Raw genomic sequence first — 20513 nt, 5'->3', positions numbered from 1 at the left:
TCTAATTTTCTACTCGGTCTATTATACCAAAAAGCCAAGTAAAAAGACAGGAAGGCTAATCCTTCCTGTCTAGGCTTAAGTCTGTTATTTGTTTCCTTATAGGCACAACCAGGCTGCTAAGAGGGCAGAGAGGATACTGAATAAGGACCCAATCAAATAATACTCCGCAAAGGCTGGATCCTCTGAAATTTTATTGTAGCGAGCGATGGACTTGGCTGTAAAGACTAGGCCGATCGAAGCGAATTGTCCATAGACGAGACAGGCCCCAATCACCAAACGCTCTAAAAAGCCAATCATAGAACCAGCCCCAGTGATCGCATCCATTTTCTTCTTACTGGTTGGTTGATACTTGGCAAAGAGAATTTTAAAGGCAATATTGCTTGGTTTCCCAACTAGGAGAACATAAAAAATCAGGTTTAAACTGTCCATAGGCAGATAGGTTGAACCATTCTTCGCTCCTAAAAGGACTAGACAAGTAATGATACCGATATGCAAGACTTGATCCAGCGCAAAGGTCCAGGAAGTTTTCAGTTTAAACTTTTTTTGAAGCCAGGGCTTACCATAATCTATTCCAGCATGAGTTAGTAAAATGACCAAGCAAACCCACCACAAGTCCAGATGACAGAGGGAAACGACAAACAGAGGAAGAGCTACATACAGAATATGAAGGCCAAGAACCTTCTTCTCCTGATCCTTACGATCCGCCATCTTTTGGCTTTGAAAATAATAATCTGATAACAAATGACAAATCAACAAGAGGATCAAGTGTGGATTCGTTACGATACTAGACAATCCGCTCATGGGCCTCTCCTTTCTCTAAGTTTTGAATACAATCTAGTGTTGCTGCTCGTCCCCGTAAATAAACGCGAATACTGCTACTCTTTAAGCGCTTGGACAAGGCACTTGGGTTAAGCCCTAGCGATTGGGCCAAGTCCTGCTGGCTAAAGGTTTCGCTATAGACAGATCTCTTTAGCAGATTGAGCAGGATCTCTTCCTGACTATCCCGCCAACCTGAACGTATGGCCTCTCCGGAAGCGATGAGGGAGTTCACAAAAAAGTCTTGGTTTTCCTTCCCGCTTGAAAAATAAATCTGGGTGTTGCCATAGTCATTTTTCTGATGAACCAAATTGATAGCTGCGCGTGCATTCCAATAGGCTGGGCCATCTGCACCGATACTTTGCAAGGGATCAATATCCGTTACAATCTCTCCAAGTCCAATACCAAAACGAAGTTGTGTCGGGTTTAGTTCCAAACGTAAGGTATCTATGATTTGAAAAATCGGAGCATCCACTTCTAAAAGCGCCTGAAACTCATCTCCCAAGGTCAAAGTAAAACGGGATGCCAGGTAATCTCCAAATAATTCGTTCATCTTTTGAAGCGTTTTTTCTACCTGTTTTTGCAGGTCAAGACGTTCTTGAACCATTTTGGAATCAATGACATCTGCAATCAAAGCAAGATACATAAGCCCACCTCCTTGTGTCTATTATAACGAAAAAAAACAAAAATGTCTATTATAACAGACATTTATAAAAATTTCCGTTATAACAGACATCGAATCATTCTAAAAACTTACTTTACTTTTTCTTCTTCGTAGTCCCCATTGCTACATACGACTTGCTTCCCACCACCACGAACTTTTTTCTCAACTAAGTAGTGACCACATTTTGGACAGTCACGGCCGATTGGCTTGTCCCAAGAAGTGAATTCACAGTCTGGGTAGCGATTACAGCCATAGAAAATACGATTTCGTTTGGTTTTACGCTCGATGATTTGTCCCTGGTGACAGTCTGGACATTCCACCCCAATTTCCTTAACAATGGCTTGGGTGTGGCGACAATCTGGGAAGTTGCTACAAGCATAGAACTTACCAAAACGGCCTAATTTAATGACCATAGGACTTCCACAAACCTCACAGTCAAAACCAGCTGCCTCATCCTTGATTTGGATTTTCTCCATTTCCTCTTCAGCCTTGGCTACTTCTTTTTTAAATGGTTGGTAGAAGGAATCGATGACCTTTTGCCACTGCTCTTTCCCAACTTCGACATCATCCAGTTTTCCTTCCATCTCTGCAGTGAAAGTTACATTAACGATATCTGGGAAGAATTCAACGATCAATTTATTAACAATTTCCCCTAGTTCCGTTGGTTCAAAACGTTTGGCTACAAGCTTCACGTAGTATCGTTTTTGAATCGTCTCAATGGTTGGTGCATAGGTTGAAGGGCGACCTACCCCATTTTCCTCCAACGTCTTAATCAAGGTCGCTTCAGAATAACGAGCCGGTGGTTGGGTAAAGTGTTGCTCAGGCTTGCTATTGACCTGCTTGACGATATCGCCTTCCACCATGTCTGGCAACATCTTGTTTTTGTCTGAATCATTATAAATCGCCAAATAACCGTCAAACTTTACCTGACTCCCATTCGCTGTATATTGAACCCCATTTTGACCTAACCGAACATTCATGGTATCAAAAACTGCTGCAGTCATCTGGCTAGCGACAAAACGATTCCAGATCAAGGTGTAGAGCTTGAGCTGATCCTTGTCTAGGTACTTGGCAATTTTCTCAGGCGTATTGTGAACGCTAGAAGGGCGAATAGCTTCGTGGGCATCTTGCGCCCCGGAAGCATTCTTCACCCGACTACCATGCTTGGAATACTTCTCTCCAAATCGATCAACGATAAAGCCGGCTGCTTCATTTTGAGCAACTGGGCTAATCCGTGTGGAGTCTGTACGCATGTATGTAATCAAACCTTGAACACCAGAACCAATATTAATTCCTTCATACAACTGCTGCGCTACCATCATGGTCTTCCTCGTACGGAAGTTGATCTTATTTGCAGCATCCATCTGCATGGAAGAAGTTGTATATGGAAGTGGCGCATTTCGACGACGCTCTTTCTTTTCCACCTTTTCAACGGTAAAATCTTTGCCATCTAAGCGTTCAAGAACAGCTTTCACCTCTTCATTGGTGTTGAGCTTCATCTTCTTGCCATCAATCCCATAGAAGCTTGCTTGGAATTGCTTGGTCCCTTTTTTGAAGACACCATCAATGGTCCAGTATTCTTCCGGCTTAAAATCATTAATTTCATTTTCACGATCAATGATTAATTTGAGGGCAACCGATTGCACGCGCCCTGCAGAAAGTCCTTTTTTGACTTTTTTCCAAAGAATAGGCGAAATCGAATACCCAACAATCCGGTCCAAGACCCGACGTGCTTGTTGGGCATCAACCAAATCCATATCGATTTGACGCGGTTCTTTAAAGGCATTTTTAACGGCATCCTTAGTGATTTCATTAAAAACCACACGGTTCTTTTCCTTAGCATCCAAGTTCAAAATATGAGCCAAATGCCAAGAAATAGCTTCTCCTTCTCGGTCCGGGTCACTTGCGAGAAAGACTTGCTTAGCTTTTTTAGCTTCTTTTTTCAAATCATTGATCAAGGGACCTTTTCCGCGAATATTGATATATTCCGGTTCATAGTTATTGTCGAAGTCAATCGACATGGTTGATTTTTTCAAATCCCGAATATGGCCAACACTGGCCATGACTTTATAGTTACGACCAAGGTATTTCTCGATTGTTTTCGCCTTGGCAGGAGACTCCACAATCACCAAATTTTTCTTGGTTGTACTGCTTTTCTTTTTTGTTACCACGTTTTATCCCTCTGTATTGTATAAATCTCATTGAGTTTAATACATTTTAAGAAAGATGTCAACTAGGAACTTCTCCTATAGGAAAATCACAATTCGTATTTCAATTCATCAAGAATGTCCTGGCCTGATGTGACAAGCTTTGCACCTTCTTGAATCAAGTGATGACAGCCTGCAGATTTTCCATCTAAAATATTTCCTGGGATCGCAAAAACATCTCGTCCTTCCTCCATAGCCCTTTCACAAGTAATTAAACTTCCTGAACGAAGTCGTGCCTCTGCCACAATCACGGCCTGACAGAGTCCCGCAATGATGCGATTTCGCTCTGGAAAATGAAACTTAAGAGGGGCCTGTCCTGGACCATATTCGCTCAAGACAAGATGGTGTTCTCCCATATGCGCTTGTAGCCTTTGATTGCTCTTTGGATAAAAAACATCTAGCCCTGTTCCTATCACTCCGATGGTCTTGCCACCATTGCGAATGCTAGCATAATGCGCTGTCGCATCAATCCCCTTTGCAAGGCCACTGACGATGACCAGTTCATTCCCAAGTTCCTTAATAATTTTCTCTACAGATCGTACCCCTTCTCGCGTGGTCTCACGAGCTCCAACGACTGCAATCTTTGGTTTGGTTAATAGCTCCAAATCCCCTTGGTAAAAAAGGAGTACAGGAGGATTGTAGATCTGTAGTAATTCCTCAGGGTATTCAGGATCAAAAATGGATAAAGATGGGAATCGTTCAAAGTCTTTGTGTAATCGATCGTCATCTAGTTGCCGGTATTTGTCTACAAAATGAATGATACTGCGAGAGCCAGCTATCCTTGCTATCTCTTCTAAGCCTGGTAAGGGTTCATCTTTTCTACAGTAATGCAAGACTCTTAAGACTTGCTCATTTGATAAGCCAGCTACTTTTAATTTAAAAATTTCAAATTTCTCCATGGTCACCTTCCTCTTCCTCTTACTTATCTATTCGAAAAAGAAAAGAAAAAAAGATCTATTTCTAGAACTTTTTTTGATGTGTAGAAGAATAAAAGTAAGATGCGGCACCAATCAAGTTGCTTTCATTATGGAAGCGAGCTGCTTGAATGGGCAAAGCCTCAAAATGTTTATGGCCTTTTTGAGAGAGCAGGTCATGGTATTGGTGATTGATTTCATCGATCAGTAGCGGTTGGCTACTAATGCCACCTCCAATGGTCACCTTCTCGAGTCGCAACAAAGATTGAAGATTAAAAATCAGAATAGCAATATCATAGCAATAGGCCTGAAACAAGGTTTTCAGCTCCTCGTTGCCTCCTTGATCAAGAGCCTTGAAAACAGCTATACCGTCTGCCTCTTCTAGGTTCAATAGTTGACTAGCTTTCTCAACAAATTGAACAGCTGAACCAGTGTTTTCCAACAGATTAGAAATGCCTTGCAAGAAGAGTTCTCGATGAAAACGACGATTTTCTAGTGTTTTTTCTGACTTATCAATGGACTGAAGGTATTCTGAGAGTTGCCATCCTCTCAATAAATCACCATTAGAAAGAAGAGCAAGTCCAACTCCTGTCCCTAAGACCAAGATTGCACCGCACGGACAATCTTTTAGATTGCCAAGCCTTGCTTCTGCTAGACCTGCCACATCACCATCATTTATCACTGTGACTGGTAAATCAAAGGTTTGCTTCAGCTTACTAGCCAAAGGAATGTTGCGCAAATAAGGGATTAGTCCACCTCGAAAGACAAAGCCAAGTGTCTTTTGGATTTCACCAGGACATGAAATGGCGATCCCGTCGATTTGTTCCCGAACAGGATCAACAATTCCTTCTAATCCTTGCCAAAACTCCTCAATCGTAGGTGGCGTCGGGATTTTGTCTGTATGAACCAAGTGATAGTCCACGTCCATCAGACCATACTTTATAAAGGTCCCTCCGATATCGATGGTAAATAGCATAGCCTAATCCTCACACATCGATTTGACCAGTTCAAATGAACGCCGATGGATAGGCGTCACTCCCAGCTTGTGCAGACCAGCAAGGTGGTTAGCCGTCCCATAGCCAGCGTTCTGTGCAAAATCATAGCCTGGATATAACTGATCCAAGTCCTCCATCATCTGATCCCGAGTCACCTTAGCTACGATAGAGGCAGCAGCAATGGATATGGAATTAGCATCTCCTTTGATGATACTAGTTTGAGGAATAGAAAGATCCAACTTCATGGCATCAATCAAAAGATGCTGGGGTTGAGGATCTAGCTGACCAATGGCCTCCATCATGGCTAGTTTCGTAGCTTCATAGATATTGACCTGGTCAATCACTTGATTGTCCTTGACGCCGATGCCGATCGCAATGGCTTCTTTGAGCACAGCCTCATAGATTTCCTTGTGTTTGGATTTCGGAATCTTTTTACTATCGTTGAGTCCTGGAATCTTAGAGCCTTTGGGTAAGATCACAGCAGCTGCAACAACTGGTCCCGCTAATGGGCCACGTCCCACTTCATCCACTCCTGCAATAAGCTCAATTCCACGTGCATAGCATTCTTTTTCATAGGCCAGCATTCCTTCCAAGCGCTCTTCTTCATCTAAACGTTTTTGGATTTCTCTTTTTCGCTTTGCGACCGCTTGGACAACACCAGATCGGCTATCCTGTTCCAATTCAGCCAATAAAGGGTCATCTAACTGCTGGATGTTTGTTAATTGTTCTTTAATTTCCTTAATGGTTGCCATCAATTTCCCCTACACGATCCAGCGTATACCGGCCCAATTTCCCATCGCGGACATCTTTGACAAAGAGTTGGTAAAAACGGTCGTAATCCTCGCGAAATCCCATTTTCTGAGTCATCTCCATAATAATTTCAGGAGCTTCTTGCTCCAGGTCCATTTGTTTAAAACGTTCCTGCAAAACAGCTGGGTAATGCTCTTTAAAATAGTTGAGACCGAAAATAGTCACTTCATCCATTGGAAGCAACTGGTCCTTAATAGCTCCTGTTAAGGCAAGCTTTAGGGCCACTTCTTCATCCTCAAACTTGGGCCAAAGAATCCCAGGAGTGTCCAAGATTTCAAGGTCTTTATTGGTTTTCAACCATTGTTGCCCCTTGGTCACCCCTGGTTTATTGCCAACGACTGCAATCTTTTTCCCTGCTAAACGATTCATCAGCGTTGATTTACCAGCATTGGGAATCCCGATGATCATGGTCCGAAGGGTTTCAATCTGAATCCCACGTTCCTTTTGACGAGCAATTTTATCGGCCATCAAGCTCTTAGCAGCATCCGTGACCTTCTTAACCGTCGACTGCTCTTTGGAGTTGATCGCCAAGGTTTTGATGCCTTGAGATTCGAAATAGTCCTGCCATTCTTTTGTTGCCACAGGATCTGCCAGGTCTACCTTGTTCAGAATCATCAATTTAGGCTTTTCGCCAACAATTTTTGTTAACATGGGATTTTGGCTCGATAGGGGCAAACGAGCATCTACCAGAACCGTCACAAAATCCACGAATTTTAAATTTTCTTGTACTTGTCTTCTAGCTTTGGACATGTGTCCAGGAAACCATTGAATAGTTGCCATAATCTCCATTCCTTTCCAGTTCAATCTTCTCTATTATACCATGTTTTCTTGAATTCTCAGCCTTAAACGAGAATACAAAAAATGAAGCTATCTAGGTAACTTCATTTTTATATTCTAGCGAATTTGCTCAAAATGCAAATGCACGGCAATATGGTCACCATAGCCACTTCGTTCCAAATCACGTTGCAAGCGATAAGAAATGTAGTGTTCTGCAATGGTAATATAACCTGCTCCCAGTAAGCGTTGTTCCACTAATGATTGGATCATACTGATGGTTGCGCGTTCTACTTGGGCTTCATCCAAATCCATAGCAACTTTCTTAGTCACTTGCGCTAAGTTTTGTCGCAAATCATCTGTCAAAACATAGACAACTTGCGCGGCTTTCAAAATAGCTTGGTAAATCTTATCTGGGTTGAATTCAACCACTTCTCCACTACGTTTAATGACTTCCATAAGAGTCTCCTTTATCCATTCGTTTTTCATGAATGCTCCATTTCTTGTATCAAATAAATGGAGTCCTACTACTTTATTATATAACTTTTTTGCTAAGAATCAAAGCTCTTTTAAGAAATCCTTATCCTCTGACGATATCAGATTTTTAACGATCACTCTTCTCCATGACCACATCTTCTTTTTTATAGCTGTAGCTCAATCTCCAAGTATGTTCGGCAACATGATCCAAACGGAAGGTCTTCAAAATCTTCTTCAGAGATAACTTCTCCATCTCTACTTTTCTAAGGAGTTCCACTAGTAGTTCACCACCAGCATTGACAGCAATCAGCTGATCTTCTTTACTATCATATTGCAAGAGGACTATTTTAGAGGGTTTATAGAGAACATTGTAGAGATTGTAGGCGCTATCGATTTCAAAAAGTTTATTCTTATCGGCTTCTCGTGAGTAGCGGTGAACCGTAAGAGGACCGATTTGAAAAGCTCCTGCTAAACTAAAAACGAATCCTAAAGCAGCGATCGATTCCCAGAGTAAATTGAGTAACTTGGAATCAAAGTCAAACACTAAATGAACTAGGAACAGTATGATCCCTGTTCCAAATCCCAGTAAAAGTAAGAGTGCACCAATACAGCCGGCTTTTTCACCTGTTTTTATCGTCGGTTTATCATAGATCATCACACCGTCTAACTTTTCAAGGCTATGACCTTCTTTAAATTTTTCTAGTTCTGATTTTTCTGAATCCGTTTTTTCTAGCTCTGTTTTCTCTAACTCTGACATACATTCCTCACGACATTTTTTTAATAATCCGGACGAAGAACTCCCGTAATGATCTCTTTGCTGGCATGGTAATCCCCATCCACTACTACTTTGATAATGCGCTTAGCTTCCTCAGCGGGTGCTGGCACCAATGGCAGACGGGTCGGACCTGCTTCAAAGCCCATATAGTTCAAGACTGCTTTAACAGGAGCTGGGCTTGGATAAGAGAAGAGAGCATTGACTTTAGGGATAAATTGGCGCTGGATAGCCGCTGCCTTTTTAATATCATTATTCTCAATGGCTTGGAACATTTCGTGCATTTCATCCCCATTAGTATGAGATGCTACTGAAATCACACCGTCTGCTCCAAGGTTCATAGCGTGGAAAGCATCCCCGTCTTCCCCTGTATAGATGAGAAACTCATCTGGCTTGTGCTCGATTAAATAAGCCATATTGGCAAGAGTCGTACATTCTTTGACCCCGATGATGTTTGGATGTTCGGCCAAGCGGAGCATGGTTTCTGGTGTCATTTCGACCACCACGCGCCCTGGAATGTTATAGATAATAATTGGCAAGTTAGAAGCGTCCGCAATAGCCTTAAAATGCTGGTACATACCTTCTTGAGAAGGTTTGTTGTAGTATGGAACAATGGCCAAACCAGCAGCAAAGCCACCAAACTGATCTACTTCCTTTACAAACTCAATGGAATCTCGGGTCTCATTGGTCCCAACACCAGCAATCAAAGGCACCCGTCCATTGACTACCTTTTGCACCGCAGCAAAAAGTTCTAATTCTTCATCGTGAGTTAGAGTAGGGCTTTCTGCTGTGGTACCAGCTAAAAGAATCCCATCTGTGTGATGAGCCAAAAGATGTTCGATGAGTGGAGGAATGGCCTCGAAGTTTATCGAACCATCTTCATGAAAGGGGGTGATAAAGGCGGTAATCATTTTACAATCTTTTAAATCTTGATAAGACATTGATGCTCCTTCTCGAATCAATCATAGGGAAGAGGGACAGCATCAAAAGTTGATAGCTGTCCCCATTACATATTATTCAGTTATAGAATTATTTCAACTCAAACTTCAACTCAGCTGTTGGGCGCACGAGTCCACGTTCATGAAGGGTTTCTGCAATTTGAACTGAGTTCCAAGCAGCTCCTTTAAGAAGGTTATCAGAAACCACCCACATATGGATCCCTTTTTCAGCATCCAAGTCTTTACGGATACGACCAACAAAGGTATCGCGAGAACCGACAGCGTTAATCGCTTGTGGGTATACTTGATGAGCAACATCATCTTCCAAGACAGCACCAGGAAAGGCAGCAATGGCCGCTTTCACTTCTTCGATTGGAGCTACTTCCTTGGTCTCGATGTAGACAGACTCTGAGTGAGCTGACAAGACGGGGATACGCACACAAGTTGCAGAAACGGCGATGCTATCATCTTCCATGATTTTCTTGGTTTCATTGGTCATCTTCATTTCTTCGTAAGTGTAGTCATTGTCAGTGAAGACGTCGATTTGTGGAAGAGCGTTAAAAGCAATTGGATAGTGTTTCTTATCGCCACCTGATGGCAAGATCTCTGCCTTGACATCACGAGGATCTACACCATCATCCAACACTTCTTTCAACTCGCGTTTGGTTTCAAGAATAGCTCCCATACCAGCACCTGAAACAGCTTGGTAAGTAGACACGATAATACGTTCCAAGCCCCATTTTTGACGGACTGGCTCAAGAGCGACCATCATTTGGATAGTTGAACAGTTTGGACAAGAGATAATGCCGTTATGAGCATCTAGCGCATGTGCATTCACTTCAGGAACAACCAATGGGACGTCTGGATTTTGACGGAAATAAGAAGTGTTATCGACCACTACTGCCCCTGCTTTCACCGCATAAGGTGCATATTTGGCAGATGTTGAACCACCAGCTGAGAAAAGGGCAATATCAACCCCTTCGAAAGCATCTTCAGTCGTTTCTTCAATAGTCACATCTTGCCCCTTGAATTGCAAGACCTTCCCTGCAGAACGTGCAGACGCAAGGTAGCGAATCTTATTGATTGGAAGAGTAGATTCTTCCAACATTTTGATCATTTGAGCACCAACGGCACCTGTAGCACCGACAACAGCAACTGTGTATCCCATAGTAAATCCTCTTTCAAAATTTTCTAAAAATTTATGAATTTCAACTATTATACTATTTTTCCCAATAAATGAAAAGACTTATTTGTATTTGAAGAGACAAAAAAACCGATCTTAAATCGGTTTTTTTCTGAACAAAATCAATGATTTATCCAAGCTTAATGGATTTCATAATCCAAATCACTCAAGTCCCTCTTTCCTTGTGTATCCTCCATTAAAAATGGCACCTGTTGCATTCCTTTGATTCCAGCAACGACTGAAGTTGGGAAAGTTACGATAGCTTGGTTGATTTGGCTAATATTGCTATTGACAATGCGTTTAGAGGCTGCCAGATCTTCATTTTCGTCAGCAATTTCTTTTTGCAAGGCCAAGAATTGGTTTGAAGACAAGAGCTCAGGATAATTCTCACCTACCGCTCGGATTTGTGCCAAAACATCGTTTTGATTGGCAATGACTTGGTTGGATTCTTGGATGGACGCACCTTGACGAAGGGCTACCAATTCCGTGAAGACCTTTTCCTCATGTTTGGCGTAGGCCTTAGCCGCCTTCAACATTTCAGAAATGGTATCGTAGCGTTTGACAAGAGTGATATCCACCGTTCTCTTTGCTTCTTCAATCATGACCTGATAACGGTTCAAGCGATTGCTTTCTCCGATAAACCACATAACAACTACAAGAGCAAAAACGACAATGGCAATTATTAAAGCTGACATAGTTATTCTCCTTTAAATATATTGGTTAATTCATCGACGAGGTCGATTTCCTTACAAAGTTTTTGATACTCTTCAGCGATCGAAAGACGTTCGATTGCTTCTTTGTTTCCTGGCGTTGGGAAAAGATAGCGACTTGTATATAAGGCTATATAGAGGGTATCTTCTACAAAATACACACACATGGCATTTTTTGATATTTGCTGATCAAACCATTCTAGTATCTTGGGTTTTAAGAATTTTCGAGCTGCTAGTTCATCCGTACAATAGATATTGTAATTTTCATTGTTTTGGATATCTTCTGTTTCAATTTGGACTTCATTAGGTCCAGCACCCGGGTAGGCACCTTTGACTTCTCTTTTTAAAAAGAAAGATTTCTTGGTCGGTATAACTCTCAAGTGTCCTGGAAATGAAATTGGAGATTTTAAAGAGAAGATCTGACCAGCGAAATCCTCCACTTCTTTTTCGACAGTTTCGATATGCCCATTAGAATCTCTCTCAATCCTGGTCTCTATATGATAGGCATACAGGTTGGTCACCGTTAGATTTTTTTCATCATGAAAAAGCAGCTGATTAAAGAGTTGAAATTTCGAAGAACGTGGACTAAAAACTTTTAAGGCATCCATCGAATAGGTCGCTGTTCGTGTTAAGTCCGCTTCTGGAAAGACTTCCTTCAAAATTGGACAAAGAAATTCATTGATATAAATCTCATCATTCGTGCGAATTCTATCCCCGAAGAGGGTCTTCCTTTTCATATATTGGGGCCAATAATAGAAAACAATCCCTAACAAGATCGGAATGATAGCCTTTAACTTGAATAGGGCGAAGGAGAACATCGCTAGAAGCATCCCTACCATCGTAGCCGTCTTCCACTGAAGATTACTGGTCATCTGCTCCTTCATTAATAGGAGTTTATCCTGAAATTGTTTTGAACCTTCCAACTCATTGATTCGTTGGAATCTTTCCTGGGACCACTTGCTAGTTGGATTCTTTTGATCAACCATCCGAATCATCTCCTTTCAAGCACCAATGAGCTTTCTAACTGACTCACATTTACCTCATTATACCATTGAAAAATCTAGGAAGCAACTATATTTCTGTAGGAGAAAAATAAGCTTAGAAAAACAAAAAATCCCCAACCAAACGGTTAGGGATTCGAGGCATCTTTCGATGAGAACAGCCGGTTCACACAACTGTTCAAGGTCCGCTCCTGCGTTACAATTGAATGTAGACCTCCCCAGCGCAAAAGGCTCCTAAGAGCCAATCGACTCATCGCATAAACTTAGTTTACCATGAACGTCCACAAGCTGTCAAGAAGCTAGCACCTTGCTTCTATAAAGAGTATCTAACACCTATCTTTTCTCTTCTACTTCTTTCAGGGTATTTACAGGCCCATCGATGGTTTTTTGCATCCAGACGATATCATGCCACTGATTAAATTTAAAGCCAATTCTCGGGAAATGCGCCACTTGAACATAGCCCCGCTTTTCATGCATAGCAATGCTGGCCTCGTTCGGGACTGCAATACAAGCCAAAAAGCGTAAATAGCCTCGTGCCTGTAACTCCTCTTCTAAGGCAGTATAAAGAGCTGATCCAATCCCTTGTCCTCGCGCTTCTTTAGCTACATAAATAGACAATTCAGTGGTCCAATCGTAGGCAGCGCGTGCATAATAGCTAGAGGCATAGGCATAACCTAGAACTTTTCCACCGACTTCTGCAACTAAATAAGGGTATTGAGCTAGCGTTTTCGTGATTCGTCTTTCAAATTCTGGGACAGTTGGCACATCGACCTCAAAGGTGATAGCAGTCTCTGTCACATAAGGTTGATAAATAGCTCGAATGGCCGCTGCATCGGCTAGCTGAACGGGACGAATGATCATGAGGCTCTCCTTTTTAGAATACCCTTAGTATACAGATCAGCGTCCTCACTGTCAATGGCGGACCATACAAAATGAAATCATGCTATTTCATAATGTAGAAAAGAGAGAGTGCGACAGAAATCGGTCATTTGTTAGAATTCGATTTCGTCGTCCCACCTCCGCACAGTTGAGTAGGGCTGTATAAGTTGATGAAATCAGCGTAGTAGAGCTCACTCAACCACTGCGTCTTGCACGACAATCCAACATCAAAAAGAGGCTAGGACTTTTGTCCCAGAACCTCTTCAACAAACAGTCATTCCTAGCTTTCATTGTTGGAAAACTGACTGTTATACAATTCGTAATAGAACCCTTTGTCTGCCAACAAGGATTGGTGATTCCCTTGCTCAATGATTTGGCCATCTTTGAGGACAAGGATTTTATCCGCTTCTTGAATGGTCGACAAGCGATGGGCGATGACAAAACTGGTCCGTCCCTTCATTAAGTTTTTCATGGCTTTTTGAATCAAGAGCTCTAGACGCGTATCAACGGAAGACGTTGCTTCATCCAAAATCAAGATCTTTGGATCAGCAAGAAGCGCACGCGCAATGGTTAAGAGTTGCTTTTGTCCTAGAGAAATATTACTAGACTCCTGGTTCATTTCCATGTTGTAACCACCAGGCAGGGTCCGGATAAAGTGATCAACATTGGCTGCCTTGGCAGCTTCTACAATTTCTTCATCCGTGGCCTCCAGATTCCCAAAACGAAGGTTTTCCTTGATGGTCCCTTCATACAACCAAGCATCTTGAAGTACCATCCCGAATTGCTTGCGGTAATCCTGACGGGATATATGCCGAATGTCATGACCGTCCACTGTGATGGAGCCCGCTGTCACATCGTAGAAACGCATCAGCAAATTAATGAGGGTTGTTTTCCCAGCACCGGTTGGTCCAACAATGGCCACCATTTCACCCGGTTTGACCTCTAAATTGAAATCACGAATCAAAGGTTTGCCCGCTACATATTGGAAATCCACATTTTTAAAGCTCACTTGACCAGTCAAATCTTCACTAAGAGCCTCTGTGACCTCTTCTTCATCCGGTTCATCCATGACTTGGAAAATCCGATCCAGCGATGATTTGGCACTTTGTAGCTGACCAGCTAACTGGGTTAAATTTTGAATGGGTTGATTGATCTGCCAGACATATTGAACGAAAGCCTGCATATTCCCGACCGTCAAGCGGCCAGCCAATACTTGCAGACCTCCCATTAAAGCGACCACCAAGTAGGTCAAATCGGATATTCCATTCAGAACTGGCATCATCAAACCTGAAATGAAATTAGCCTTGAAACCAACCTTTTGTAAATGCTGGGTAATCGCATGAAATTCTTCTTGTGAAGATTCTTCTCGTACATAGAGCTTGAGGACGTTAAAGCCTGTCAAATTCTCTTGGACAAAACCGTTCATAGCTCCTAGAACATCTGCTTGCTGCTTGAAGTAAGGCTGTGATTTCTTCATAATATAACGGGCACTCAAGTAGGTGATTGGAATTGATAGAATCACCACCAAGCCCAATTGAAGGTTCAAATAGAGCACCATGCCGATGACAAAAAGCAAGGTAAAGACGGCATTAACAATCTGCAAAAAAGATTGCTGCAGGGCATTGGAGACTGTTTCGACGTCGCTAGTAAAACGCCCTAGGAGGTCCCCGAACTGATGACGGTCAAAATACGACACAGGAAGCCGATTGATTTTATGAGATAAGTCATTTCTCATATCCTGAATTGTTTTTTGAACAGCATTGGTCATGAAATAGTTGGAATAATAAGAACCTAATTCGTAAAAGACTCCACGAATCAAATACAGCGTCATAATGATCGCAATATAAGTAGCATTCAGACTAGCTCCAGGTACTCCATTAGCCATTTCCAAGAGATTTTGAGTCAATTCTGTAATCGCAAGCCCTAAAACAAAAGGTTCTACGACACTCATGACCACACTGATGATTTTTAGAAAAATGGACAAGCAAACTTCAAATCGATAAGCTTTCAAATAGGTCCATAGTCGACTAAAACTATTTTGTTCTTGTTTCATTTGCTTCTCCTTTCTATTCTTCCGTGAGGGATGGGCTACTATTTAGCTGGGAATTAGCAATTTCGCGATAGATTTCATTGCTTTCCATCAACTCTTGGTGCTTTCCTCGACCTACGATTTCACCTTGATCCAAGACAATAATTTGATCTGCATCCATGATGGTGCCCACGCGTTGGGCAACGATCAAGACTGTTGCATCTCCTGTCACTTCTTTCAAACGCTTGCGCAAGGTGGCATCCGTCTTGTAGTCCAAAGCAGAGAAGGAATCATCAAAGATAAAGACATCCGGATGTTTGACGACAGCACGGGCAATGGACAAGCGTTGTTTTTGCCCTCCTGATAGGTTACTTCCGCCTTCTGCTAGATGCGTGTCGAAACGATCCTCCCGACTATCTATAAATTCTTTAGCTTGAGAGATATCAGCTGCTTTTTCCAACTCTTGCACAGATGCATCTTCTTTTCCGTAGCGAAGATTCTCTGCAATGGTCCCTGTAAAGAGCAGAGCCTTTTGTGGAATAAAGCCAATCTTTTGACGAAGGGCCTTGAGATTGTAATCACGTACATCCACACCGTCGACCAAAATCTTACCAAGAGTGACATCGTAGAATCGCGGAATCAATTGCACAAGTGAAGACTTCCCTGAACCGGTCGAACCGATAAAGGCGATGGTTTCACCTGGTTTCGCTTTAAAGGAAATATTGTGCAGAACCGGACTCTCTGTCTCACCTGGATAGGCAAAGGTCACATTGTCGAATTCCAAATAGCCATGTGTTGCTGTTTCTGTCACACCATTTTCATTGGGATCAATCGAAATGGGCATATCCATGACTTCCTTGAGACGACGGCTAGAAACCGCTGTACGAGGATACATGGTGAAGAGATTGGCTAGGAAAAGGAAGGACAGAAGCGCGTGGAAACTATACTCGATAAAAGCAACCAGATCCCCAATTTTCAAACTGCCATCATGAAGAGGATCCAAAGCAAACCATACAATCGCCACAATCATAGCAATAATGATCTGTACAAATAGAGGTTCTGTTAAACCGGTTAATTTAAAGAGCTTATTTGAGTTTTCTGCGTAGACGTCATTTTCAGCCGCAAATTTATCTTCCTGGAAATCCTCCCGAGCAAAGGCACGAATCACTCGAAGTCCAGTTAAATTCTCCCGAGCAAACTGATTCAGCCGGTCCAAGGTCTTTTGTTGCTTCTCAGAAAGGGGACGTGTATTCACCGCCACATACCATACAACGACCGCAAGGAAGGGAACCGATACGGCTACAATCCACGCTAGAGAAGGGCTGGTTGTCAGAATCAAGAGGATACTTGAAGCCATCATCAAGGGTGTAATAACCCCCATCTTCAACATAGAATCGGTAAATTGCATCAAGACAAATGCATCCGAGGTGATCCGAGTGACTAAGGATGAGACCCCGATCTGTTCATACTCGCGATGGGAATACTCCTGTAGTTTTGCATAGAGATCATTGCGCATGTCCCGTACCATGGTAGTAGTCAGCTTTCCTACTGCATATGACAAGACAATCCGTCCCAAGATCCCTAGCAAGATGATCACAAACATGATCCAACCCCAGAAATACAGCCGATCTACATCACGCGGATTAATTCCTTCGTCAATCATCCGAGCTAGGATCGTTGGCAATCCCAAATTGACAACGACAAAAAGAACCGCTGAAAATAAATTCAGGGCTAGCCACTTGGGATACTTTTTCAAGTAAGACCAAATATAAAGCATAGGCAACTCTCCTTTTTCATAAATTATATCCCTAAGCACACAGAAAAGAGGGAGCGAGGCCGAATAAATTTTAAGCAAAATTTAATCCTGCCCCAATCCCATCTGTAGTCACATTCATTATACCAAACCCTACCCAAAAGTAAAGGAAAAGAACAGGTTCTCCCTGCTCTTTACTTGCTTTATTTAGTGCGTTTAAATTTAGCGTTTTTGAACATTTCTAAAGTAGCTGCACTATCTGAGCTATCTTGATCAGATAAATCAAAGGTAAATACGTCGCCTGAAACCTTATATTTAATCTTTTCACCTTCACCTGTTTTAGCTTGGAATGTTTTAGCTTTTTGGTCTACTTTTACTTCATAAGATTGGTCCATCTTATTCCCCAAAGCTTCACCTTTGATGCTAATGCTACCTTTTTTATCTTTGATAGTAACAGAAACTTCTAATTTAACTTGATCAAGCAAGGCTTCTACAGATGAGTCTGTTACCCCTTGTTCTCCAAGAATTTCCTTCACTTCAGATTTTGCAGGTTTATAGACATAAGTCCCATTATCACTCTTGCTACTACAAGCGACTAAAAGAACTGCTGCAAAAACGGCAACAAAAGCTAAAAGAATGCGTTTAAAGTTTTTCATAACTTCTCCTTTTTAGTTAGAATATCCCTATTATAGCAACATTTCCAATCCACCGCAATGAAAGTTTATAAATGTCATATTCTTGTAATATTTCTTGTATCAACAAAGAAATAGAATAAGGCGGAATTTAAATCCCGCCCTGATTGCTTATTTAACTTTTTTGAACTTAGCAATTTTCATGTAGTTATTAAACATGTCTGTGTCACCCATCAAAGAATTCTTCACATCCTTAATCGTTAACACATTTCCTGAAACTTGATAAGTAATTTCCGCTTTTCCATACTCATTTTCTGAGACAAGTGTTTTAGCTTTTTGGTCTACTTCCAACTCAATCACTTGATTAACATTTTGACCACCTGCATTCGTGTCTACTTTCATCTCACCTTTCTTATCATTGATTGTAATCGAAATAGTGAATGAGTAATTATCACCTATCAAAGATTGAAATTCACTTGGCATAATATCTTTGATTTCATCCTTAGTAGGCTCAAACACATATGTCCCATTATCGCTTTTAGCGCCACAAGCTACCAAAAGGACGGCTGCAAAGACAGCTACAACAGCTAACAAAAGACGTTTAAAATTTTTCATCATCTTCTCCTTCATGATATGATTTATAGCCATTATAGCAACAAATCAGAAACATCTCAAGGGAATAAATTAAATGTAAAATGATTGTAACATCATTAAAACTGCACTATTTAGTAGGGTTGAGAGAAAATAAAGAGAGCTACACATGTTAGCTTTATAAAAGCAATCTATTCACATTCTATCATCATTATTTTCAACGACAAAAAAACCGAGGCCTAAACCTCGGTTTTCATTTTGATTGGAAACTCGATTATTTAAGAGTAACTGAAGCTCCAGCTTCTTCCAATTTAGCTTTGATTTCTTCAGCTTCAGCTGTAGCAACACCTTCTTTGATAACGCCAGGTGCTCCATCAACAAGTTCTTTAGCTTCTTTAAGACCAAGACCTGTGATTTCACGTACAACTTTGATAACGCCGACTTTCTTGTCGCCTGCAGATGTCAATTCGATATCGAATGAATCTTTAGCAGCACCAGCGTCAGCAGCACCAGCTGCAGCAACAGCTACAGGAGCAGCTGCAGTTACACCAAATTCTTCTTCGATAGCTTTTACAAGGTCGTTCAATTCAAGGATTGAAGCTTCTTTAATTTCAGCAATAATGTTTTCAATGTTCAATGCCATTGTTATTTCCTCCAAATAAGTTTTTATATTTTATGTTTTTGTTTTTTGTAGCTAGGCTACGCTGCGTAGCTTAGAATTAAGCTGCGTCTTCTTTGTTGTCTGCAACCGCTTTGACTGCAAGAGCAACGTTGCGCACTGGCGCTTGAAGTACAGAAAGGAGCATAGAAAGAAGTCCTTCGCGGTTTGGAAGAGTTGCAAGAGCAAGGATCTCTTCTTTTGATGCGACAGCGCCTTCGATTGCACCACCCTTGATTTCAAGTGCGTCAGCAGTTTTAGAAAAATCGTTCAAGATTTTCGCTGGTGCAATAACATCTTCGTTAGAAAATGCTACAGCAGATGGTCCAACAAACACAGATGCAAGATCTTCAAGTCCAGCTTTTTCAGCTGCACGACGCAAGATTGAGTTTTTAATAACTTTAAACTCAACTTCGCTTTCGCGAAGGTTGCGACGGAGAACTGTATCTTGCTCAACTGTCAAACCGCGAGAATCTACAACGACGATTGATGCAGCAGCTTTCATCTTTTCGGCTACTACGTCAACTAGTTCCGCTTTTTTAGCAATAATTGCTTCACTCATTAGTGTGTTCACCTCCGTAATTATTTTGCTTGGGGAATTTTTCCAAAAGAAAAACGCGCCCAAACCTAGACACGAAAGTACAATACGCTTCTTTTCATTGATACGTTTTGTCCTCGGTAGGATTTTTATGAGTCGAGCTCCCCTACTGTCTTAGGCAGTTTTTTCAAACCGTTAATTAGTTTATCACATAAAAAAAAAGAATGCAAGTATTTTTGCAAACTTTTTTAAAATTTTTTAATCCTTATAGATAGTCTTTGTACGATTGAGCCATGCATAGGCCAAGCCCATGATCACTCCTCCTCCTACCCAGTTACCAACAAAGGTAACAGCATAATGACGAAGAACATTGAAGAACTCTAAGTGAGGCAAATCTTTAGATATGGAATTAAAAGTAGCTAGTGAGAAAGAAGCAAAGTTTGCCGCGATGTGTTCATTTGTAAGAAATACAAACATATAAATAGCTGACAAAGCCAAAAGAACTTTTGCTGTTTCGTCTTTAAAGAAAAGGTAGGACAAAATCGCTACGTTAACAAAGATGTTTGCAATAACTCCCTCGAAGAAAACCAATTGATTCGAACGTTGAAGCTTCATCTCAACAACCGATCCAAGGAACCCTTTTGGATTTAGATTTGCAAATGCACTTGTCTGTCCAAAGAGGAAAGCCAGAAACAAAGCACCGACTAGGTTAAAGAATGTACAATAGAGTAAAATTTCTAAAGCTTTCTTCCAATTAATCTTCTTTAAATAAACACCAGCTGTCAGGTACATCATATTGGAAGTCGTTAACTCACTATTTAAGAATAGTAAATAAACCAATCCCCAGGCAAAAATAAATGGGAATAAGAAACGACCAGAACCTGGCAAGAAAGTGTTGAGAAGATCTGCCCCCACAATCCCTACTGCAGTACTCATTGTCAAAAACGCACCCGCAAACATGGAGCGAACAGCATAACGAGCTTTAGAAGCCGTATACAATTCTTCCTTCTTCTGACATGCTGCTTCTACCTTAAGAACAAAATTTGATTCTCCCATCTGAATCTCCTTGATTAAAAATTTTAGTTTTGTGAACTAATTCATTATATCATAGATAAAAAAATCTGAAAAGGCTTTCAAGGAAAAAGTAGCAAAAAAATATTCGATTTAAATCA

The 20513-nt window shown here is 41.4% G+C and carries 21 protein-coding genes and 1 other annotated feature; all 21 genes read right to left on the bottom strand.

What is annotated here, in order from left to right; all coding sequences use genetic code 11:
* Window positions 1-96: 96 nt before the first annotated feature.
* The 21 genes from QM968_RS00730 to QM968_RS00630 all read right to left on the bottom strand — a co-directional run bounded on the left by QM968_RS00730 (window position 97) and on the right by QM968_RS00630 (window position 20397).
* On the bottom strand, window positions 97-801 hold the full coding sequence (locus QM968_RS00730; RefSeq protein WP_414381410.1) for a DUF3307 domain-containing protein: 705 nt from the start codon (window positions 799-801) through the stop codon (window positions 97-99).
* Window positions 785-1462 (bottom strand): SatD family protein, encoded by a 678-nt coding sequence (locus tag QM968_RS00725; protein ID WP_414381408.1) that lies wholly within the window; start codon window positions 1460-1462, stop codon window positions 785-787. The genes QM968_RS00730 and QM968_RS00725 overlap by 17 nt, the downstream gene beginning before the upstream one ends.
* A gap of 107 nt (window positions 1463-1569) precedes the next feature.
* Window positions 1570-3651 (bottom strand): type I DNA topoisomerase, encoded by a 2082-nt coding sequence (gene topA / locus QM968_RS00720; protein ID WP_414381406.1) that lies wholly within the window; start codon window positions 3649-3651, stop codon window positions 1570-1572.
* Window positions 3652-3737: 86 nt separating this feature from the next.
* Entirely contained in the window at window positions 3738-4586 is an 849-nt protein-coding gene (gene dprA, locus QM968_RS00715) for a DNA-processing protein DprA (RefSeq protein WP_414381404.1), read from the bottom strand.
* A 61-nt stretch (window positions 4587-4647) separates the two neighbouring features.
* Window positions 4648-5577, bottom strand: a complete 930-nt coding sequence (locus tag QM968_RS00710) for an ROK family protein (RefSeq protein ID WP_414381402.1) — start codon at window positions 5575-5577, stop codon at window positions 4648-4650.
* A gap of 3 nt (window positions 5578-5580) precedes the next feature.
* Window positions 5581-6348, bottom strand: a complete 768-nt coding sequence (locus QM968_RS00705) for a ribonuclease HII (protein ID WP_414381399.1) — start codon at window positions 6346-6348, stop codon at window positions 5581-5583.
* A complete protein-coding gene (ylqF, locus tag QM968_RS00700; protein ID WP_009731070.1) occupies window positions 6335-7186 on the bottom strand; it encodes a ribosome biogenesis GTPase YlqF in 852 nt (283 codons plus the stop codon). Before ylqF ends, QM968_RS00705 begins: the two co-directional genes overlap by 14 nt.
* Window positions 7187-7300: 114 nt before the next feature.
* Complete coding sequence (locus QM968_RS00695) at window positions 7301-7639, bottom strand: ATP cone domain-containing protein (RefSeq protein WP_003001449.1); 339 nt, start codon at window positions 7637-7639, stop codon at window positions 7301-7303.
* 145 nt (window positions 7640-7784) lie between these two features.
* A complete protein-coding gene (locus QM968_RS00690) occupies window positions 7785-8414 on the bottom strand; it encodes a hypothetical protein (RefSeq protein ID WP_414381396.1) in 630 nt (209 codons plus the stop codon).
* A gap of 20 nt (window positions 8415-8434) precedes the next feature.
* Window positions 8435-9370: a 4-hydroxy-tetrahydrodipicolinate synthase gene (dapA, locus tag QM968_RS00685; RefSeq protein ID WP_414325638.1), complete on the bottom strand. Its 936-nt coding sequence runs from the start codon at window positions 9368-9370 to the stop codon at window positions 8435-8437.
* An 88-nt stretch (window positions 9371-9458) separates the two neighbouring features.
* Window positions 9459-10535: an aspartate-semialdehyde dehydrogenase gene (locus QM968_RS00680; RefSeq protein WP_414381393.1), complete on the bottom strand. Its 1077-nt coding sequence runs from the start codon at window positions 10533-10535 to the stop codon at window positions 9459-9461.
* A 155-nt stretch (window positions 10536-10690) separates the two neighbouring features.
* Window positions 10691-11245: a LemA family protein gene (locus QM968_RS00675; protein WP_009731077.1), complete on the bottom strand. Its 555-nt coding sequence runs from the start codon at window positions 11243-11245 to the stop codon at window positions 10691-10693.
* A gap of 2 nt (window positions 11246-11247) precedes the next feature.
* Window positions 11248-12246, bottom strand: coding sequence for a DUF3137 domain-containing protein (locus QM968_RS00670; RefSeq protein ID WP_414381389.1), 999 nt, complete (start codon window positions 12244-12246; stop codon window positions 11248-11250).
* A gap of 348 nt (window positions 12247-12594) precedes the next feature.
* On the bottom strand, window positions 12595-13122 hold the full coding sequence (locus QM968_RS00665) for an N-acetyltransferase family protein (protein WP_414381386.1): 528 nt from the start codon (window positions 13120-13122) through the stop codon (window positions 12595-12597).
* Between the two features lie 298 nt (window positions 13123-13420).
* Complete coding sequence (locus QM968_RS00660) at window positions 13421-15193, bottom strand: ABC transporter ATP-binding protein (RefSeq protein WP_009731080.1); 1773 nt, start codon at window positions 15191-15193, stop codon at window positions 13421-13423.
* Window positions 15194-15206: 13 nt separating this feature from the next.
* Window positions 15207-16946 carry an ABC transporter ATP-binding protein gene (locus tag QM968_RS00655; RefSeq protein WP_009731081.1) on the bottom strand — a complete coding sequence of 580 codons (1740 nt, stop codon included), beginning with the start codon at window positions 16944-16946 and terminating at the stop codon, window positions 15207-15209.
* A gap of 179 nt (window positions 16947-17125) precedes the next feature.
* Complete coding sequence (locus QM968_RS00650; protein ID WP_009731082.1) at window positions 17126-17578, bottom strand: hypothetical protein; 453 nt, start codon at window positions 17576-17578, stop codon at window positions 17126-17128.
* 147 nt (window positions 17579-17725) lie between these two features.
* Window positions 17726-18169 (bottom strand): hypothetical protein, encoded by a 444-nt coding sequence (locus tag QM968_RS00645; protein WP_009731083.1) that lies wholly within the window; start codon window positions 18167-18169, stop codon window positions 17726-17728.
* Window positions 18170-18419: 250 nt separating this feature from the next.
* The gene (rplL, locus tag QM968_RS00640) at window positions 18420-18788 is read right to left on the bottom strand and encodes a 50S ribosomal protein L7/L12 (RefSeq protein WP_003016256.1); all 369 of its coding nucleotides are present in this window, start codon (window positions 18786-18788) and stop codon (window positions 18420-18422) included.
* Between the two features lie 76 nt (window positions 18789-18864).
* Window positions 18865-19365, bottom strand: coding sequence for a 50S ribosomal protein L10 (gene rplJ, locus QM968_RS00635; RefSeq protein WP_009731084.1), 501 nt, complete (start codon window positions 19363-19365; stop codon window positions 18865-18867).
* 38 nt (window positions 19366-19403) lie between these two features.
* Window positions 19404-19538, bottom strand: a sequence feature (ribosomal protein L10 leader region).
* Window positions 19539-19599: 61 nt separating this feature from the next.
* Window positions 19600-20397, bottom strand: a complete 798-nt coding sequence (locus QM968_RS00630) for a formate/nitrite transporter family protein (protein ID WP_009731085.1) — start codon at window positions 20395-20397, stop codon at window positions 19600-19602.
* Between the last annotated feature and the right edge of the window lie 116 nt (window positions 20398-20513).

It is taken from the genome of Streptococcus sp. OMI870, assembly GCF_047460295.1.
In the GTDB taxonomy this organism is placed as follows: Bacteria; Bacillota; Bacilli; order Lactobacillales; family Streptococcaceae; genus Streptococcus.
The sequence above is the reverse complement of the archived record's forward strand: the minus strand, read 5'-3'. Positions and strand labels throughout refer to the sequence as shown.

Coding starts and splice junctions, on each gene's coding strand:
- QM968_RS00730 (WP_414381410.1), bottom strand. CDS start 801: ATGAGCGGATTGTCTAGTATCGTAACGAATCCACACTTGATCCTCTTG.
- QM968_RS00725 (WP_414381408.1), bottom strand. CDS start 1,462: ATGTATCTTGCTTTGATTGCAGATGTCATTGATTCCAAAATGGTTCAA.
- dprA (WP_414381404.1), bottom strand. CDS start 4,586: ATGGAGAAATTTGAAATTTTTAAATTAAAAGTAGCTGGCTTATCAAAT.
- QM968_RS00710 (WP_414381402.1), bottom strand. CDS start 5,577: ATGCTATTTACCATCGATATCGGAGGGACCTTTATAAAGTATGGTCTG.
- QM968_RS00705 (WP_414381399.1), bottom strand. CDS start 6,348: ATGGCAACCATTAAGGAAATTAAAGAACAATTAACAAACATCCAGCAG.
- ylqF (WP_009731070.1), bottom strand. CDS start 7,186: ATGGCAACTATTCAATGGTTTCCTGGACACATGTCCAAAGCTAGAAGA.
- QM968_RS00695 (WP_003001449.1), bottom strand. CDS start 7,639: ATGGAAGTCATTAAACGTAGTGGAGAAGTGGTTGAATTCAACCCAGAT.
- QM968_RS00690 (WP_414381396.1), bottom strand. CDS start 8,414: ATGTCAGAGTTAGAGAAAACAGAGCTAGAAAAAACGGATTCAGAAAAA.
- dapA (WP_414325638.1), bottom strand. CDS start 9,370: ATGTCTTATCAAGATTTAAAAGATTGTAAAATGATTACCGCCTTTATC.
- QM968_RS00680 (WP_414381393.1), bottom strand. CDS start 10,535: ATGGGATACACAGTTGCTGTTGTCGGTGCTACAGGTGCCGTTGGTGCT.
- QM968_RS00675 (WP_009731077.1), bottom strand. CDS start 11,245: ATGTCAGCTTTAATAATTGCCATTGTCGTTTTTGCTCTTGTAGTTGTT.
- QM968_RS00670 (WP_414381389.1), bottom strand. CDS start 12,246: ATGGTTGATCAAAAGAATCCAACTAGCAAGTGGTCCCAGGAAAGATTC.
- QM968_RS00665 (WP_414381386.1), bottom strand. CDS start 13,122: ATGATCATTCGTCCCGTTCAGCTAGCCGATGCAGCGGCCATTCGAGCT.
- QM968_RS00660 (WP_009731080.1), bottom strand. CDS start 15,193: ATGAAACAAGAACAAAATAGTTTTAGTCGACTATGGACCTATTTGAAA.
- QM968_RS00655 (WP_009731081.1), bottom strand. CDS start 16,946: ATGCTTTATATTTGGTCTTACTTGAAAAAGTATCCCAAGTGGCTAGCC.
- QM968_RS00650 (WP_009731082.1), bottom strand. CDS start 17,578: ATGAAAAACTTTAAACGCATTCTTTTAGCTTTTGTTGCCGTTTTTGCA.
- QM968_RS00645 (WP_009731083.1), bottom strand. CDS start 18,169: ATGAAAAATTTTAAACGTCTTTTGTTAGCTGTTGTAGCTGTCTTTGCA.
- rplL (WP_003016256.1), bottom strand. CDS start 18,788: ATGGCATTGAACATTGAAAACATTATTGCTGAAATTAAAGAAGCTTCA.
- rplJ (WP_009731084.1), bottom strand. CDS start 19,365: ATGAGTGAAGCAATTATTGCTAAAAAAGCGGAACTAGTTGACGTAGTA.
- QM968_RS00630 (WP_009731085.1), bottom strand. CDS start 20,397: ATGGGAGAATCAAATTTTGTTCTTAAGGTAGAAGCAGCATGTCAGAAG.